15 protein-coding genes are annotated in these 17243 nt (G+C 71.9%); 5 read left to right on the forward strand and 10 right to left on the reverse strand.

Going from position 1 to position 17243, the window contains the following annotated elements:
• Positions 1 to 139 precede the first annotated feature (139 nt).
• Positions 140 to 1195, reverse strand: coding sequence for a BMP family protein (locus ACIBTU_RS26845; protein ID WP_399129024.1), 1056 nt, complete (start codon positions 1193 to 1195; stop codon positions 140 to 142).
• Positions 1196 to 1365: 170 nt separating this feature from the next.
• Complete coding sequence (locus ACIBTU_RS26850) at positions 1366 to 2616, reverse strand: M20 family metallopeptidase (protein WP_399129190.1); 1251 nt, start codon at positions 2614 to 2616, stop codon at positions 1366 to 1368.
• A gap of 125 nt (positions 2617 to 2741) precedes the next feature.
• Between ACIBTU_RS26850 and ACIBTU_RS26855 the strand changes: the two genes are divergently transcribed.
• On the forward strand, positions 2742 to 3179 hold the full coding sequence (locus ACIBTU_RS26855) for a hypothetical protein (RefSeq protein ID WP_399129025.1): 438 nt from the start codon (positions 2742 to 2744) through the stop codon (positions 3177 to 3179).
• On the opposite strand, the gene ACIBTU_RS26860 is transcribed toward ACIBTU_RS26855, so the two are convergent.
• The 4 genes from ACIBTU_RS26860 to ACIBTU_RS26875 form a co-directional block, all read right to left on the reverse strand.
• Positions 3153 to 4205: a hypothetical protein gene (locus tag ACIBTU_RS26860; RefSeq protein ID WP_399129026.1), complete on the reverse strand. Its 1053-nt coding sequence runs from the start codon at positions 4203 to 4205 to the stop codon at positions 3153 to 3155. The two genes, ACIBTU_RS26855 and ACIBTU_RS26860, sit on opposite strands and share 27 nt — an antisense overlap.
• Before the next feature lie 74 nt (positions 4206 to 4279).
• Entirely contained in the window at positions 4280 to 5221 is a 942-nt protein-coding gene (locus ACIBTU_RS26865) for an N-acetylneuraminate synthase family protein (RefSeq protein ID WP_399129027.1), read from the reverse strand.
• Between the two features lie 16 nt (positions 5222 to 5237).
• Positions 5238 to 6491: a cytidylyltransferase domain-containing protein gene (locus tag ACIBTU_RS26870; protein WP_399129028.1), complete on the reverse strand. Its 1254-nt coding sequence runs from the start codon at positions 6489 to 6491 to the stop codon at positions 5238 to 5240.
• A gap of 44 nt (positions 6492 to 6535) precedes the next feature.
• A complete protein-coding gene (locus tag ACIBTU_RS26875) occupies positions 6536 to 7843 on the reverse strand; it encodes a DUF6716 putative glycosyltransferase (protein ID WP_399129029.1) in 1308 nt (435 codons plus the stop codon).
• Positions 7844 to 8042: 199 nt separating this feature from the next.
• On the opposite strand from ACIBTU_RS26875, the gene ACIBTU_RS26880 reads away from it, so the two are divergent.
• Genes ACIBTU_RS26880 through ACIBTU_RS26890 form a run of 3 tightly spaced genes read left to right on the forward strand, consistent with a single transcriptional unit; the run spans position 8043 to position 11487 of the window.
• The gene (locus ACIBTU_RS26880; RefSeq protein WP_399129030.1) at positions 8043 to 9020 is read left to right on the forward strand and encodes a glycosyltransferase family 2 protein; all 978 of its coding nucleotides are present in this window, start codon (positions 8043 to 8045) and stop codon (positions 9018 to 9020) included.
• Entirely contained in the window at positions 9017 to 10354 is a 1338-nt protein-coding gene (locus tag ACIBTU_RS26885) for a polysialyltransferase family glycosyltransferase (protein WP_399129031.1), read from the forward strand. The genes ACIBTU_RS26880 and ACIBTU_RS26885 overlap by 4 nt, the downstream gene beginning before the upstream one ends.
• Positions 10351 to 11487: an acyltransferase family protein gene (locus ACIBTU_RS26890; protein WP_399129032.1), complete on the forward strand. Its 1137-nt coding sequence runs from the start codon at positions 10351 to 10353 to the stop codon at positions 11485 to 11487. The genes ACIBTU_RS26885 and ACIBTU_RS26890 overlap by 4 nt, the downstream gene beginning before the upstream one ends.
• Here ACIBTU_RS26890 and leuE read toward each other — a convergent pair.
• Entirely contained in the window at positions 11484 to 12140 is a 657-nt protein-coding gene (gene leuE, locus ACIBTU_RS26895) for a leucine efflux protein LeuE (RefSeq protein ID WP_399129034.1), read from the reverse strand. The two genes, ACIBTU_RS26890 and leuE, sit on opposite strands and share 4 nt — an antisense overlap.
• 189 nt (positions 12141 to 12329) lie before the next feature.
• On the reverse strand, positions 12330 to 13910 hold the full coding sequence (locus ACIBTU_RS26900) for a methylmalonyl-CoA mutase (RefSeq protein ID WP_399129035.1): 1581 nt from the start codon (positions 13908 to 13910) through the stop codon (positions 12330 to 12332).
• Positions 13911 to 14125: 215 nt separating this feature from the next.
• Between ACIBTU_RS26900 and ACIBTU_RS26905 the strand changes: the two genes are divergently transcribed.
• Positions 14126 to 15031 (forward strand): L,D-transpeptidase family protein, encoded by a 906-nt coding sequence (locus ACIBTU_RS26905; protein ID WP_399129036.1) that lies wholly within the window; start codon positions 14126 to 14128, stop codon positions 15029 to 15031.
• A 217-nt stretch (positions 15032 to 15248) separates the two neighbouring features.
• On the opposite strand, the gene ACIBTU_RS26910 is transcribed toward ACIBTU_RS26905, so the two are convergent.
• Together ACIBTU_RS26910 and ACIBTU_RS26915 are read right to left on the reverse strand one after the other, a co-directional pair.
• Positions 15249 to 16379: a hypothetical protein gene (locus ACIBTU_RS26910; RefSeq protein ID WP_399129037.1), complete on the reverse strand. Its 1131-nt coding sequence runs from the start codon at positions 16377 to 16379 to the stop codon at positions 15249 to 15251.
• Positions 16379 to 17041, reverse strand: a complete 663-nt coding sequence (locus ACIBTU_RS26915) for an RNA polymerase sigma factor (RefSeq protein WP_399129038.1) — start codon at positions 17039 to 17041, stop codon at positions 16379 to 16381. Before ACIBTU_RS26915 ends, ACIBTU_RS26910 begins: the two co-directional genes overlap by 1 nt.
• Positions 17042 to 17243: the final 202 nt, after the last annotated feature.

Below are 17243 nucleotides of genomic sequence, written 5' to 3' on the forward strand. Positions count from 1 at the left end.
CCAACCTGTTACCGGCCAGAAACGAGGCGAGCGTCACACGCCCCGAGGGCCTTCCCGAATGCGAAGAAGGGCGGGCGCTGATGGGATCAGCGCCCGCCCTTGACGTTGTACGTATGACGCGGCCCCCGCCGCGCCGGGGTCACTTCTTCGGCTTGGTGTCCACCTTGATCGTGCCGTCGACGATGCCCTGCTTGGCCTTGGCGACCGCGTCGGCGAGACCGGAGATGGTCTTGTACTGGGGGTTGGTCTCGGCCACGCCGACACCGTCGACCTTGAGGTCGAAGGTCTGCACGCCGCTGAGCGGCTTGCCGTCCTTCACCGACTTCGCCAGCGTGTAGATGGAGCCGCCGACCTCCTTGAGCGCGGAGGTGAGGATGTAGTCCTTGTACTTGTCGAGCGTCTTCTGCGCGTACTGGTCGGAGTCGACGCCGATGACCCACTTCTTCTGCTCGGCGGCCGCCTTGATCACGCCCTGACCGGACAGGCCGGCCGCGTGGTAGATCACGTCGGCGCCGTCCTCGAGCTGCTTGTCGGCGGCGGCCTCACCGAGGTCGGGGCTGGCGAAGCCCTTCGCGGGGTCCTCGTCGAGGTACTGGACCTCGACCTTGACGCCCTTCTTGGTGTCGGCGACGCCCTGCTCGAAGCCGGCCTCGAACTTGTTGATCAGCTCGTTGTCGACACCGCCGACGAAGCCCACGTGGTCGGACTTGGTGGCCTTGGCGGCGGCGACGCCCGCCAGGTACGAGGACTCGTTCTCCGCGAAGACCAGCGAGGCCACGTTGTCGCCCTCGACGACGGAGTCGACGATGCCGAAGGTCGTCTTCGGGAACTTCTTCGCGACGTCCTTCATGGCGGGGCCGTACGCGAAGCCGATGCCGACGACCGGGTTGTAACCCGCCTTCGCCAGGTTGCTCAGGCGCTGGGCCTTGTCGTCGTCGGACTCGCCGTCCTTGGGCTCCTGGTCGGCCGTCTTGTAGCCGAACTCCTTCTGGGCCTTGACCAGGCCCTCGTAGGCGGAGTCGTTGAAGGACTGGTCGCCCTTGCCGCCCACGTCGTAGGCGATGGCCAGGCCCAGGTTCTTCTTGTCGCCGTCGTTGCTGTTCTTCTCACTGCTGGTGCCGCCACACGCGGTGGCGGCGAGCGCCAGACCCGTGACACCTATCGCGATCTGGGTAAGCCGCGTTACTCGACGCATCAGGATTTTCCCCAATCATCCAACACGCCTGGTGTGGCGCTCAGTTCGGCGCACGATAACGCGCGTAGAACCGCCGCGTAATGCCCTTGCCGGGGCCGTTATCGATTCGTGCCGCCCGCCGGTGACGGTGGGGTCCGTCACGGCGGCGAACGGTGACGAATCGGCCGGGGTCAGGGCTGGGCGTCCAGGAGCGCGGCGGCCGTGAACAGCTCGACGCCGACCGTGATCGCGTCCTCGTCCGCGTCGAAGTCGCCCTGGTGCAGATCGCGGCTGGTCCGGTCGCCCGGCGCCTTCACCCCGAGCCGGGCCATCGCGCCGGGCACGTGCTCCAGGTACCAGGAGAAGTCCTCGCCGCCGAGGCTCTGCGTGGTGCCCTCCACGGCGTCCGGGCCGAGCCGGGCGGTCATCGCGTCGCGGAGCAGCTCGGTGACCGCCGGGTCGTTGACCACGGGCGGGACGCCGCGGATGTAGTCGACGACCGGCTTCGCCCGGTACAGCTCGGCGATCTCCTGGATCGCCCCGTGCACCAGGTCCGGCGCCGCCCGCCAGGACTCCAGGTCCAGGCAGCGGACCGTGCCGGACAGCTCGGCGTGCTGCGGGATCACGTTGCACGCGTGGCCCGTCTCCAGGCGGCCCCAGGTGACGGCGAGGCCGGAGCGGGCGTCGACGCGGCGGGCGACGACCGCCGGCACCTCGGTGGCGACCTTGGCCGCGGCCGTGACGAGGTCCGTGGTCAGGTGCGGGCGCGCGGTGTGCCCGCCGGGGCCGTCGAGCGTGACCTCCAGGCGGTCGCAGGCCGAGGTGATCGCGCCGGCCCGCAGACCGATCCGGCCCGCGTCGACCTTCGGGTCGCAGTGCACGCCGATGATCCGGCGCACCCCGTCGAGCACCCCGCACTCGATCACGTCGGGGGCGCCGCCGGGCAGCACCTCCTCGGCGGGCTGGAAGATCAGCCGCACCGGGCGCGGGAGGCGGCCCTGACGGTGCAGCTCGGCGAGGACGAGGCCCGCGCCGAGGACGACGGTGGTGTGCACGTCGTGGCCGCAGGCGTGGGCGCGGTCCGGGACGGTGGACCGGTACGCGCAGTCGGTCTTGGTGTCCGGGATGGGCAGCGCGTCGATGTCGGCCCGCAGCGCGAGCATCTCGCGCCCGCCCTCCCACTCCCCCGTCTCCGTGCCGGTGCCGATGTCGCAGACGAGGCCGGTGCCGATACCGAGCACCCGCGGTACGAGCCCGGCGCGCTCCAGGCGCGCCTTGATCGCCGCGGTGGTGCGGAACTCCTGATTGCCCAGCTCGGGGTGCATGTGCAAGTCGCGGCGGAACGCGACGAGTTCGGCACGGAGCTCTGCGGGCAGGGTGCCGGGGAGGACGTCGCCGGTGGCGGGTCCCCCGGGCTCGTCGGCCTCGGACTCTCGGGACATCAACTGGTTCACCCTCTGAAGGGTAGGGCGGTGCAGGGGTCAACCAACGCGCGATCAACAAAAGTTCAGCCGGATTGGGGTAAGAAAAAGCGTCGCGGTCCGCATGCTGATCACCCGGGGCGGGTATGACCTCTCTTTCTTCCACCAGTGTCGGCGATCTCTGGGCGGACGGCCATCGGCTGCCCGCCGGGGACGCGCTGCATCTGCCCGACGGCACGTCGTACCGCGTCCGCCTCGATCCGTCGGTCCCCGCCGGGTTCCGGCTCGGGGCGCGCATCACGGGGTCGGCGGAGGAGGTCGCGTACGTCGACGGACTCGTCGAGGTGCGGCTCGACGGCGGCGGGGTGCTGTGGGGCGGCGAGGGTGATCACGGGTCTCAGGGGTTCGCGGCGCGGCTGACGGTGGGCGGGGCGCTGGTGTGGGCGCTGTTCCTGGAGGAGTCGAACCCGTTCACACGGGTCGTCGTCGAGGGGCGGGAGGCCGTGTTCCGGTCGACGTCGGGGGTCGTGGTGCGCCTCGGGGTGGAGGATCCGGGGTCAGACCGTGCGGACGCCGCGGGCTGATCCGGCGATGCCGCGGAGGAAGCCCTGGGCGTGGTCGGAGACGCCCTCGCTGAGCCAGCTCGGGTCGATCTCGCAGACCGCGACCTTGACGCCGGTGCCCTCCAGGGCGATCGGCAGGGTGTGCACGACCGTGGACGGGAAGCTGAGGATCGTGCCGCCGATGGGGCCGCGGCGGGCGATCAGCTCGAGCGGCAGGTCGGGGCGGACCACTTCGAGGCCGGTCTCGCCGGCGAGGCGGTGCAGCTTGTCGGCGCTCTCGCGGCGGTGCGCGAAGTAGCGGGTCGCGCCGTGCGCGGCGGCGAGGCCGCTGACCGCCTGGAGGTAGCGGTCGAGATCGACGACCCCGGTCTCGACCAGTGACGTGCCGACGAGGTCGGCGCCGCGGGTGACGCGGGGCGGGCCGAAGCGGTCCCGGGTCCAGGCGTAGGCGTTGGTGGTAACGGTGACGCCGTCGAGGGCCTCGTCCACGGGCATCGACGTGAACAGGGAGACGGTGGTGCGGCCGGGCGCCGGGGTGAGCCGGCGGCGGGCGGCGGCGGACACGGGGGCGAAGACGAGGTCGCGGGGGCCGGGGCGGCCACCGCGCCGGTGCCACCGGACGAGCCGTTCGCCCCGGGCCAGTTGGGAGACGAACTCCATGGTGGCGGTGCCGTCGTCGACGACGACGAGGTCGCGGGCCCTGCGGCCAAGAAACGAATACAGCGTCAGCAGCAGCTGTACGTAGCGGGAGAACGGGTCGCCGATGACGACCCGGTCGGCGGCGCGCAGCGGCCCGGCGAGTCCGCCGATGGTCTGGAACGGGGCGGCGGGTCCGCCCCGCGCCTCCTCCCAGCGCACGGTGTGTCCGTCGGCGCGGGCGAGCTCGGCCATGCGGCGGAGCTGGCCGCGGGTCATGGGGTCGGTGGGCGAGAGGACCACGACGGTCGCGGTGGCCCCGTCCAGGTGCGCCCACTCCAGGACGTTGAGAAGCTGCACCGGGCTCTCTACGAAGCACAGCGTGCTGCCGAACGTACTGCTGCTGGACATGCGGCCCCTCCTGAGGGACACCGAGACGGTCCGGCGCCGGGTTTTCGGGCGCCGGACCGTCGGGGTGGTGAGGGTCAGACGCCGACCGGCTCGCCGGCGGCGTCGGCGATCTCCGACTCGGCGACGACGCCCGCGACGCGGCGCAGCTTCTTCATCGGGCCGAGCTCGGACTCGTAGACCTTCTTGACGCCGTCACCGAGGGAGGCCTCGATGGTGCGGATGTCGCGGACGAGGCGGGTGAGGCCCTGCGGCTCGACGGAGGCGGCCTGGTCGGAGCCCCACATGGCGCGGTCGAGGGTGATGTGGCGCTCGACGAAGGTGGCGCCGAGGGCGACGGCGGCGAGCGTGGTCTGCAGGCCGGTCTCGTGGCCGGAGTAGCCGATCGGGACGTTCGGGTACTCGGCCTGGAGGGTGTTGATCACGCGGAGGTTGAGCTCCTCGGCGACCGACGGGTAGGTCGACGTGGCGTGGCACATGAGGATGTTGTCCGAGCCGAGGACCTCGACCGCGTGACGGATCTGCTTCGGGGTCGACATGCCCGTGGACAGGATGATCGTGCGGCCCGTGGCGCGCAGGGCGCGGAGCAGCTCGTCGTCGGTCAGGGAGGCGGAGGCCACCTTGTGGGCGGGAACGTCGAACTTCTCCAGGAAGGCGACGGCCTCGGTGTCCCACGGGGAGGCGAACCAGTCGATCCCCTTCTTCTTGCAGTAGGTGTCGATCTGGCGGTACTCGTCCTCGCCGAACTCGACGCGGTGGCGGTAGTCGATGTACGTCATGCGGCCCCAGGGGGTGTCCCGCTCGATGTCCCACTGGTCGCGCGGGGTGCAGATCTCGGGGGTGCGCTTCTGGAACTTGACGGCGTCGCAGCCGGCCTCGGCGGCGGCGTCGATCAGCTTGAACGCGTTCTCCAGGTCACCGTTGTGGTTGATGCCGATCTCGCCGGTGACGTACACGGGGCGGCCGGGGCCCGCGGTGCGCGAACCGAAGGTGCGGAGGCGGGAGTTGTCAGCAGACATGTGGGTCACACGTTCCTTACTTGTTTTCGAGGGGGTCGAGAGAGTCGCTCGAGCTGAGGGAGGGGCCGAGGATCCAGCCGGCGATCTCCCGGATCGCGCCTTCGCCACCGGGGAGGGTGGTGACCGCGCGTGCGGCGCCGCGCACGACGTCGTGGGCGCTCGCGACCGCCACGGGCCAGCCGGCGACGGCGAAGCTCGGGAGGTCGTTGACGTCGTTGCCGACGTAGAGCACGCGCTCCGGCGCGATGCCCTGCTCCTCGCACCACTGCTTGAGTGCGAGGTCCTTGCGGTCGATGCCGTGCAGGACCGGGATCTTGAGCTTCCGGGCCCGGGCGGCGACGACCGGGTTCACCTCCGTGGACAGGATCAGCATGCTGAGGCCGCTCTTGCGGAGGGCCGCGATGCCGAGTCCGTCACCGCGGTGCACGGTGACGAACTCCCGTCCGTCGGAGTCGATCAGCACCTTGTCGTCGGTCTGGGTGCCGTCGAAGTCGAGGACGACCGCGTCGATGTCCTCCCGGGTGGGGAGGGTGCGTGCCGCGGTGTCGAAGAGGGGGGCCAGCGCGCGGGCGCGGGCCAGGTCGTGCGGGTCGTCGATCTCCAGGACCCGGGCGGGGTCGGTGCGGACGAGTTCCGTACGGCCGAAGAAGCGGTGTTCGTGGCGGCGGAAGCCGCGGGCGTCCATGGCGTAGACGGCGCCGGTCTCCAGGAGGTCCTGGGGGCGGTCCTGGCGGCGGGGCCGGAAGGACTTGTCGTGGTTGACGCCGTGGCCGCCGGGCTCCACCGTGCCCTCGGTCCCTTCGCGCCAGACGAAGCCGTGGAACGGGGCGACGGTGAGGGCGCTGTCGGCGCCTTCCTCGACGACGGCGCGGACCACGCCGTCGATGTCCTCGCGGACCAGGAAGGGGCTGGTGCACTGGACGAGCAGGACGACGTCGACGGACGCTCCCTGGAGCCCCTCGTGGGTGTCCAGGGCATGCAGCACGGCGGCCTCGGAGGTGGCCGTGTCGCCGGCGATGGCGGCGGGCCGGGTGACGACCTCGGCGCCGGCCTCGCGGGCGGCGGCGGCGATGGCCGCGTCGTCCGTGGAGACGACCACGTCGGTGACGTACCGGCCGGCGAGGCACTCGCGGACGGCGCGGGTCACGAGGGGGACGCCGCCGACCGGGGCGAGGTTCTTGGCGGGCACCCCCTTGGAGCCGCCGCGGGCGGGGATCACCGCGAGCACGCGGCGTACGGGAGCGGCGGCGCCGCCGTCGGGGTCGGTCATCTGCGCTTCTCCTTCGGGCAGTCGGGAGCGGTCTTCGGGGGCGGTCACAGCTCGCCCATCCGGCGGATCACGGGGGCGACGCGCTGGACGCCGTGGCGGTACGCGCCGCGGGCGGCGCGGCGGACGATCTGGCGCACGGCCGAGGGGTCGCGGTCGCCGGCCGGGGCGCCGGGCAGCGGACTGCCGTCGGGCGCGAGGTGGTGGCGGGCGAGGATCCGCGGCAGGTAGCCGGGGGCGGTGGTGCGGCTGTAGTACGGCTCGATGGCGGGCCGGTCGGCGGCGAGCAGCGCCTCGACCTCGGCGCGGGCTCCGTCGAAGGCCTGCCCGTACGTGCCGTCGGCGGCGACGCCCTGCCGGGCGACCCAGGCCGGGTCGGGGGCGGGCAGTTCGCCGGCGTCGAGCCGGTCCCAGGACAGCAGGCAGCCGGAGCCGGTGAAGTGGTGGTTGCCGAGCGCCTCGCGCACCCCGAGGTCGGTGAGCAGCACGGTCGGGATCCGCCGGTGCAGGGCTTCGAGGGCGGCGGTGGAGCTGACCGTGACGAGCAGGTCGGTGCGGTCGAGGACCTCGCCCATGTTCCCGTACACGAGCCGGAAGTTGGGCGGGAGTTCGAGGCGCTGGGCGAGCTTCTGGTAGGGGGTCTCCTCGATGTGCGTGGTGTGTTCGCCGGGCTTGCTGCGCAGCTTGAGGAGGACCTCGCGGTCGGGGTGTGCCTTCGCGTGCCGGACGAGCCGTTCGAGGAGGTACCTGCGGTCGGCCACGGTGTCCGGGACGGACGGCTGGGCGGCGAAGACCACGGTGTACGGGTCGTGCGGCTTGTCGTAGGGCGTGCCGCCGAGGAAGGGCAGCGCGCACTCGGTGACGGAGCCCGCGTCGGCGCCCACTCCCTCGTACACGGCGCGGAACCGGTCCGCGTCGTAGGCCGAGTTGGCGAGGACGACGTCGGCGCCGTGGCGCAGGAGAAGGCCGTCGGCGAGCTTCTCGTAGACGACGCCGACGTAGCCGGTGACGACGACGGGCCGGCGGGTCACGCCGCGCCAGACATGGGCGAGTCCGTGCAGTACGGCCTGGACGGCTCCGCCCACGAGGGCGAGGACGACCACGTCGTACTCTTCGGGTGCGCGTTCCATCTCGCGCAGGAACTCGACCGCGGTGACCTCGCGCAGCCGGTCGGCGCGCACGCCGACCTCGGTGAGCTGGCGGGGGGTGGGGGTCGCTCGGCCGCGCAGCAGGAAGCCGTCGAGGGTGACGTCTTCGCTGCGGAGCCGGGTCGCGGTCAGGGCACCCCATTTCCATCGGGTGTCGGAGTCCGCGAGCACGGCGACCCGGGGGGTCTTCTCGTTCCTTGCTGGCACGTCGAGAAAGTTAGGAAGGCATTTCGAGCCGCGGCCCAACCGGAGTGCAACAAACGGTTAACAGCACACCGACGAATGGCGAATCGGCTCGGGAAACGGGTTATGCCAGGGCTGGTTCACGGTCCCGCCACACGTCGTTCACCTGGCATCAAGGTGACGGTCAAGACGAATGCCGGGCGGGCCGCCTAACGTCACCGACGTGGTCAAGCTCTCCGTCATCGTGCCGTTCTACAACGTGCAGCAATACGCGCCCGACACGCTCAGAAGTCTGCGCGCCAACGCACGTGAAGACTTCGAATTCATTCTCGTCGACGACTGTTCCAGGGACGAGACCCCGGACATTCTCGCGCGCGCCGAGCGCGAGCTGCCGGGGGCGGTCGTCGTCAGACACGAGACGAACGGGGGACTCGCCACCGCGCGCAACACGGGCCTGGACCGGGCGCGCGGCGAATACCTGACGTTCCTGGACGGGGACGACTGGCTCGCGCCCGGGTACTACGGACAACTGGTCGCCGCCATAGAGGGTCTGGGCTGCGATTTCGTACGCACGGACCATGTGCAGTGCACCGCGCGGGCCCGCACCGTGCACCGGGTGCCGCACGGGCTGCGCGACGTCGTCATGGACCCGCGCGAGGCGATCCTGCCGGCGGACCGCTCGACGTCCGTCGACTACGCGTACGCGTGGGCCGGGATCTATCACCGCAGGCTGGCCGACCGGGGGCTGCTGCACTTCACGGACGGGCTGCGCACGGCGGAGGACCGGCCGTGGATCTGGCGGCTGCACCGCGAGGCGGAATCCTTCGCGGCCGTCGGACTTCTCGGTGTCTTCTACCGGCGCGGTGTCGCGTCCTCGCTGACGCAGATCGGCGACGTACGGCAGCTCGATTTCATTCGCGCATTCGACCAGGTCGTACGGGAAACCGCGCAGGACCGGGACGCCGACCGGCTTCTTCCGAAAGCGGTGCGCACTTATTGCGCCATCATTTCCCATCATCTGGGATCCATCGAAAGGTTCGAACCGCCCGTGGCGCGGAAATTGAAGTCCCTCAGCGCGGCGGCGCTCAAGCGCATGCCGCAGCAGGTGCTGGACGACGCGCTCGACTCGATGGACGTCCAGCGGGCGACCCGGCTGCGCCGGCTGCGCCGCCGCCCCGTCAGTGCGGAGGCCGCCGCGTGACCACCCGCATCCTTCTCGCCTCCACGCTGTACGGCACGGCCACGCTGGCGGCGGCGCTCGACGCCGAGGCGTTCACGCCCGCCGACCGCACGATCCTCCTCGTCGCCAACAACGCGGCGACGCCCGAGACGACGCCGTCGGTCGACGTGATGCCGGGCTTCGAGCGGCTGCGCGACCGGTTCGACGACGTCCTGTCGTGGAACGAGGCGATCGCCCCGTTCCACCCCGGCGGATGGGCGCCCCGCCCGGACGATCTCCCGCTGTGGGAGCGCTACTTGAGGCTCCTGTGGAACCTGGGCGACGACGACATCGAGCTCGCCGTCGAGTCGATCCAGGTCAACCCGGCCATGGCCGTCGCGCAGATCTTCACCGGCGCGCCCGTCGACGTGTACGCGGACGGCCTGATGAGCTACGGCCCCACCCGCAACAAGATCGACCCGCTGGTCGGCACCCGGGTGCGCAGGCTGCTCCATCTGGACCTGGTGCCGGGACTGCGGCCGCTGCTGCTCACCGAGTTCGGCGTCGCGCCGGAGATCGTCCCGACGGAGGCCTTCGTCAAGGTCCTCGCCGAACTCGGCGACACGGCCGACGAGTTGCCCGCCGTCCCCGCCGAACCGGCCCTGCTGCTCGGCCAGTACCTCTCCGCGCTCGACATCCTGAGCGCGGAGGAGGAAGAGGAGCTGCACGTCCGGATGATGCGCGGCGCCGTCGAACTCGGCCACCGCAGCATCGTGTTCAAACCGCACCCGACGGCCCCGGCCCGCTGGTCGCGCACCCTGGAGAAGGAGGCGGAGCGGCTCGGCGTCGAGCTCACCGTCCTCGACACCCCGGTCCTCGCCGAGGTCCTCTACCAGCGCACCCGCCCGGCCCTCGTCGTCGGCTGCTTCTCGACGGCCCTGCTCACGGCGTCCGCCCTGTACGGGATCCCGGTGGCCCGCGTCGGCACCGACACCCTGCTCGACCGGCTCGCCCCGTACCAGAACAGCAACCGGGTGCCCGTCACGATCGTCGACGCGCTGCTGCCCGAGCTGGGCGACCGCGCGGGCGTCGAGTCGCAGGAACAGGGCTTCTCCGTCGCCGAGCTGACGGAGCTGCTGCGGGCGGTCGGCTTCGCGATGCAGGCGAAGATCTACCCGGACCTGCGCCCGGCCGCCGAGCGGTACCTCTCCGCGCACCTGAACGCGCACACCTGGCGGTACTTCAAGCGCCGCCGGCTGACCTCGCTCGGCCTGCCCGGGGCCGTCCCGACCCAGCTCGCCTTCATCCCGCGCAACGCCGCGGTGCGCCGGGTGGCGCGGCGGGCCCGATCCTTCAAGCGAGCCGCACTCGGATGACCGTCACCGGCACGACCGCAGCCTCCGCCGTACCCGGCCCCGGCGGGGTGGACACCGGCCCCCCGCCACCGGCCGTCAAGCGTGCCGTGCCGCGCCTGTACGCCCTCGACGGGCTGCGGCTCGTCGCCGCGCTGATGGTCGCGGCCTACCACTACGGCGGGCGGGGCGGTGAGGTGTCCCGCGCCTGGGGCAGCTCACCGGCCGAGCAGTTCCCCTCGCTCCACGGCTGGTTCGCGTACGGCTGTCTCGGGGTGCAGGTCTTCTTCGTCATCAGCGGGTTCGTGATCTGCATGAGCGGCTGGGGGCGGCCGCTGCGCTCCTTCTTCGCCTCGCGCGCGTCCCGGCTGCTGCCGTCCTACTGGGTGGCGATCGTGCTGGTCACGGCGGTCTTCGCGCTGCCGGTCGTCGCCTACGAGGCCGTCGGGCCCAGCGACGCCCTGGTGAACCTGACCATGCTCCAGCAGCCGCTCGGCGCGCACCGGGTGCTCGGGGTGTGCTGGACGCTGTGGGCGGAGATCCGCTTCTACGCGCTGTTCGCCCTGTTCGTCGTCCTGCCCGGCGCCTCGCGCCACCGGGTGCTGCTGTTCTGCGCGGTGTGGACGATGGCGGCGGCGCTGGCCGACGCCTCGAACGAGCCGCTGCTCGAACTCGTCCTGGTGCCGGAGTACGCGCCGTTCTTCATCGGCGGCATCGGCCTGTACCTGGTGCACCGGGACCGGCGGGACGCCACCGCTTGGGGCGTCGTCGCGGTCGGCTGGCTCGTCGGGCAGCACTACGCGGTGGCCGGCCTGTGGCACGCCCCGAACCCGGCCTTCTTCTCCTACCGCCACACCTCGGTGATCATCGCGATCGTCACCCTCGGCTTCGCGGCGGTGGCGGCGGTCGCGCTCGGGTGGTTCCGGTGGGCGAACTGGCGCCGGCTGACGGTCGCGGGCGCGCTCACGTACCCGTTCTACCTGGTCCACGAACACCTGGGCTGGGTGACGATCGGCTTCCTGCACCAGCGCCTGGGCCTGCCGTCGTGGGCCACGTTCGCGGGGACGATCGCCGCGATGCTGGCCCTGGCGTGGGTGCTGAACCGGTACGTGGAGGAGTGGGCGACGCCGCGACTGCGGAGGGCGCTGTCCGCTTAGGCGCTGGCCAGGGACAGCTTCACGGCGAAGCCGAGGAAGAGGACGCCGGCCGCGGAGGTCGCGCCCGCCGACAGCCGCCGGCGCCGCTGGAACGCGGCCGCGAGGCGGGTGCCGCTGAAGATCAGGGCCGACAGGTACAGCACGCTCGCGGCCTGGGCGAAGGCGCCGAGGATCACGAAGGACAGCGCGGGGTACGCGTACGAGGGGTCGACGAACTGCACGAAGAAGGCGATGAAGAACAGGATCGCCTTCGGGTTGAGCAGGCTGATGACGAACGCCCTGCGGTAGGGCCGCTCCTGGGCCTCCTGCACCTCGTCCGCACCGGTCCGGGCGGCGAGCCGCTCGCGGCGGGTGCGCCACATGCTCCAGGCCGCGCGGAGCATCCCGACGGCGAGCCAGGTCAGATAGCCGGCGCCCGCGTACTTCACGATCCCGAACAGCACGGCGTTGGCCTGGAGCAGGGAGGCGACCCCCGCGGCCGACAGCGTCATCAGCACGGTGTCCCCGCACCAGACGCCGGCGGCGGCCTTGTAGCCGGTGCGTATGCCCTTGCGGGCGGCGACGGAGAGCACGTACAGCGAGTTCGGCCCCGGCAGAAGGACGATGAGGACGAGCCCCGCGAGATAGGTCGGCAGATCGATGACACCCAGCATGGCCGGAGTGTCGCACGACAATACGAAATACCCCCAACCGATTCCGCATCCCGGACGGGAGCCCCTCCGGGGGCTGCCGGGCGAGGATCATCGCCGGGTACCGCGCCGTCGTGGCTGGTCGCGCAGTTCCCCGCGCCCCTGTCGGGGCGTATCTGACTCGGGGTGCCGGGTCACCGACCCCCCGCCCCATCAGAACGCGTCGGACGGCACATAAGTCCCCCACACCTCGCGGAGCGCCCCGCAGACCTCGCCGACCGTCGCGCGGGCGCGCAGGGCGTCCTTCATGGGGTAGAGGACGTTGTCGTCGCCCCCGGCCGCCTTCTTCAGGGCGGCCAGCGCGGCGTCCACCGCAGGCTGGTCGCGCTCCGCCCGCAGCCGCGCCAACCGCTGCGCCTGCTGGGCCTCGATGGCCGGGTCGACGCGGAGCGGCTCGTAGGGCTCCTCCTCGTCGAGCTGGAAACGGTTGACCCCGACCACGACCCGCTCACCCGAGTCGGTCTCCTGCGCGATCCGGTACGCGGAGTGCTCGATCTCCGCCTTCTGGAAGCCGCGCTCGATCGCGCTCACCGCCCCGCCCAGGTCCTCGACCTTCCCCATGAGCGCGAGGGCGGCCGCCTCCACGTCGTCCGTCATCTTCTCGACGACGTAGGACCCGGCGAACGGGTCCACGGTGGCCGTCACGTCCGTCTCGTAGGCCAGCACCTGCTGCGTCCGCAGGGCCAGCCGCGCCGACTTGTCCGTCGGCAGCGCGATCGCCTCGTCGAAGGAGTTCGTGTGCAGCGACTGCGTGCCGCCGAGCACCGCGCCCAGACCCTGGACCGCGACCCGCACCAGGTTCACCTCGGGCTGCTGCGCGGTCAGCTGCACCCCGGCCGTCTGCGTGTGGAAGCGCAGCATCAGCGACTTGGGGTTCTCCGCGCCGAACTCCTCCTTCATCACCCGCGCCCAGATCCGCCGGGCCGCCCGGAACTTGGCGACCTCTTCGAGGATCGTCGTCCGGGCGACGAAGAAGAAGGAGAGGCGGGGGGCGAAGTCGTCCACGTCCATGCCGGCGGCCACGGCGGTGCGGACGTACTCGATGCCGTCGGCGAGCGTGAACGCGATCTCCTGCGCGGGAGACGCCCCCGCCTCCGCCATGTGGTACCCGGAGATCGAGATCGTGTTCCACTTCGGGATCTCGGCCCGGCAGTACTTGAAGATGTCCGCGATCAGCCGCAGGGAGGGCTTCGGCGGGAAGATGTACGTGCCGCGGGCGATGTACTCCTTCAGCACGTCGTTCTGGATCGTGCCGGTCAGCCGGTCCGCCGGCACGCCCTGCTCCTCCGCGACCAGTTGGTACAGCAGGAGCAGCAGCGACGCGGGCGCGTTGATCGTCATCGACGTGGAGACCTTGTCGAGCGGGATCCCGTCGAACAGGACCCGCATGTCGTCGATCGAGTCGATGGCGACGCCCACCTTGCCGACCTCGCCGGAGGCGATCGGCGCGTCCGAGTCGTGCCCCATCTGCGTCGGCAGGTCGAAGGCGACGGACAGGCCCGTCGTGCCGTTGGCGATGAGCTGCTTGTAGCGGGCGTTGGACTCGGTGGCGGTGCCGAAACCGGCGTACTGGCGCATCGTCCACGGCCGCCCCGTGTACATCGAGGGGTACACGCCGCGCGTGAACGGATAGGCGCCGGGCTCCCCCAGCTTGCTGTCCGGGTCCCAGCCGTCCAGCGCGGCCGGGCCGTACACCGGCTCGATGGGCAGTCCGGACTCGGATTCGCGCGCCATGGTGATGCCTCCAACGGTGTGACGGACCGTGCCGGCCGACCTTCGCGACGGACTGTAGCGGCGGGCCCGCGGTGAGTGGAGTGGCCCACGCCGCGACCTTGCTCACAGACTCGCACGGGCCGTCGGGCCCTGCCTCCGCGCCGCGTTCGCAACCATTTACGCCCGGGCAGCATCTGTGCAGACAAGAGAGAACGGCGCGACGGGCGGGGGACGCCATGCGGACAGCTGTCATCAGGAATTCCATCCGGGCCTCACTGTCGGTCGCCGGGGTGCTGGCGCTCGTCGGCGGGTGCACGGCGCAGGCCGTGCAGAGCGGCGGGCACGCGAAGCCCTCCGGCACCACCGCCGATGCCTCGTCCCCCGGCGCCTCATCCTCCGGCGCGGCCTCGCCGAAGCCTTCCGGGACGAAGCCCGCCGGAACGAAGCCCGCCGCGCCGGACGCCGGCGCGTCCGACGACGCCAAGCCCGCCGCGTCGCCGACCCCGGCGCCGAGGACGCTGTACAAGCCGGGCGACCGGGGCAAGGGCGTACGGGAGCTCCAGGCCCGGCTGCGCCAGGTGGCCTGGCTGTTCGAGGGGCCGACGGGCACGTACGGGCCGGCGACGACGCAGGCGGTCAAGGGCTTCCAGGGCAAGCGCGGTCTGCCGAAGACGGGCACGACGGACGCGGTCACCTGGGATCGGCTGCTGAAGATGACGCACGAGCCGACCCGCGACGAGCTGTACGCGGCGGGCGGGCAGCCGGCGGCGAAGCCGGATCCGCGCTGCATGACGGGCCGGGTGATGTGCATCAGCAAGACGAGCCGGACCCTGACCTGGATGATCGACGGCAAGCGGCTGATGACGACGGACGTGCGCTTCGGCTCGCAGTACACGCCGACCCGCGAGGGCGTCTTCCACGTGGACTTCAAGTCCCGGCACCACGTCTCGACGATCTACCACACGCCCATGCCGTACGCGATGTTCTTCAGCGGCGGCCAGGCCGTCCACTACTCCTCGGACTTCGCGGCCCGCGGCTACGCGGGTGCCTCGCACGGCTGCGTGAACGTACGGGACGAGGCGAAGATCGCGTCCCTGTTCAACCAGGTCCGCACCGGCGACAAGGTGGTCGTCTACTGGTGAGCCCGCACTCAGGGGGCTGAGGAGAAAGAAGAGAGGGCGTGGGTGGGACCGGGGGAACGTGTCCCACCCACGCCGATGGCACAGAGCCGCAGGTACGGGGGGAACCCCGGCTCGTGCACGGGCCGATGACCAGTCGGCTCACTCAGTACTGCGCCACCCGCACGAAAAACGTCACACCCTGAGTGAACCTTTTTTCGTGAAACCGCGTCCGCGCAGGTCAGCGTGGAGGAACGGGCTCGGGCGCGACGGATTCCGCAGGTGCCACCGCCGTGGCCGAGACCGTGCGGGTCGGCGTGACGGGGCGCGACCCGTAGGCCGACGAGCCGGAGGAGCCGGCGGAGTCCGAGGAGTCCGAGGAGTCGGACGACGAGGGGGCGGGGTCGACGGTCGGCAGAGCGGGGGGCTTGTCGCCGCCTTCGCCGTCGTCGTTGCCGTCCTCGTCCTCGTCGCCCCCGGTCTTGCCGCCGTTGTCCGAGCCGTCGTCGCCGGAGCCCTTGGGGTCGTCGAGGACGCGGTCGCAGAAGCGGCCCAGGTCCGTCTCGGCGCGCCCGGACTCCTTCATGGACTCGCGCAGCTGCCGCTTCTCGTCCGCGCCGATCTCGCCGGTGCGGTACTTGGTGCAGGTCTCGGTGATGCGGCGGCGCAGCGCTTCGGAACCGCGGGCCGCGTCGCTCGCCCTGTCGCCGGGTGAGGCGCTGGGCGCCGTGCCGCCGCGGGGGTCCTGCGACGCGTCGCGGTGGTCGCGGGCGTCGGGCGAGCCCGAGGGGCCGTCCGTGGTCCGTTCGCCGTCGGGCAGGGTCTCGCCGCGTTCGGCCGCGCTGCCGGACGGCGAGACGAGCGGCTCCTCGGAGGGCGCGCTCGACACCGATGTCGTGGGCGACGGGTCGCTCCAGCCGTCGAACGGCGAGGGCAGCACGCCGGTGCCCGCGGCGACGGCGACGCCGCCGACCATGCACGCGGCGACGGCGGCGGCGAGCCCGAACCGTACGGGGCGGCCCCAGCGCGGGCCGTGCCGGTCGCCGGGGCCCGGCCGGGCCGGGGCGCCGGCGGCGCCACCGCGGTGCCGGCCGGTGCGCGCGGTGCGGCCGGCGAGGGTCACGGGGGTGTCGAGGGCGGCGGCGCGGTCGCCCGCGGGGACCGCACGGGCCTCCCGGAACGCCTTGAGCGCGGCGTCCTCGCCGGGGAGTTCACCGTCGGGCCCGGCGGACAACGCGGTCAGCGAGTCGAGCGCCGCGGTGAGCCGTCGGGCCCGCAGCGCGTCCTGTTCGGCGACGGCCTCCAGGGGCTCCCCGCGCAGCAGACGCTCCGCCGCCTCGCGGTCCAGCCACTTGTCGTGCTCGTCGGCCATCACATGTCCTTCTGCGTCCGCGTACGCGATTGCGTCACACCGGCGGACGTCGCCGTGCTGGGTCTCGGGCCTCGCGGCCGGGGTACGGCCTCGAGCGGACCGGGGGTCTTCTGGTCGGCGCCGATCAGTTCGGCGAGCCGCTTCAGGCCGCGGTGCGCGGCGGTGCGGACGGCGCCGGGGCGCTTGCCGAGGGTCTGGGCCGCGCTCTTCGCGTCGAGCCCGACCACGACCCGCAGCACCACGGCCTCGGCCTGGTCCTGCGGGAGCTGGGCGATGAGCGCCATGGTGTCGCCGGTGGAGAGCAGCTCCATCGCCTCGTCGGCGGTGTCGGCGGTCGCGGGTCGGCCGGTGAGTTCGGTCTCGTCGCCGCCGATGGCGGGCCGGCGTCCCCGCATGCGTATGTGGTCCAGGGCGCGGTTGCGGGCTATGCGGGCGGCCCAGCCGCGGAAGCGGTCGGCGTCTCCCTCGAAGCGGTCGAGGTCGCGGGCGATCTGCAGCCACGCCTCGGAGGCGACGTCCTCCGCGTCCGGCTCGCCCACGAGTGTGCGTACGTATCCGAGCAACCTCGGGTGCACGGTGCGGTACACAGTCCGGAAAGCGCTCTCGTCCCCGTCCTGCGCCGCAAGCACCGCGGCGGTCAGCTCCGCGTCGTCCCCCAGCACTCCCAGTCCCTGCCTGCCCCATCCGGCCAAGTGGCGCCCCCGGCGCGAATCTGCACGCTACGGCTTGAAACACCCCACGTCCATGTTTGTACAACGAGCAACCAGAGAGTCACACGGCGGGGTGTGACAGAAAACGCACGCCCGGCGCTGAAGGTAGTACGGGCCGCTCGCGACCCGTACCGCGCGGCGGCCGGGGTCTCTC

Source organism: Streptomyces sp. NPDC050145 (assembly GCF_044460245.1).
In the GTDB taxonomy this organism is placed as follows: Bacteria; Actinomycetota; Actinomycetes; order Streptomycetales; family Streptomycetaceae; genus Streptomyces.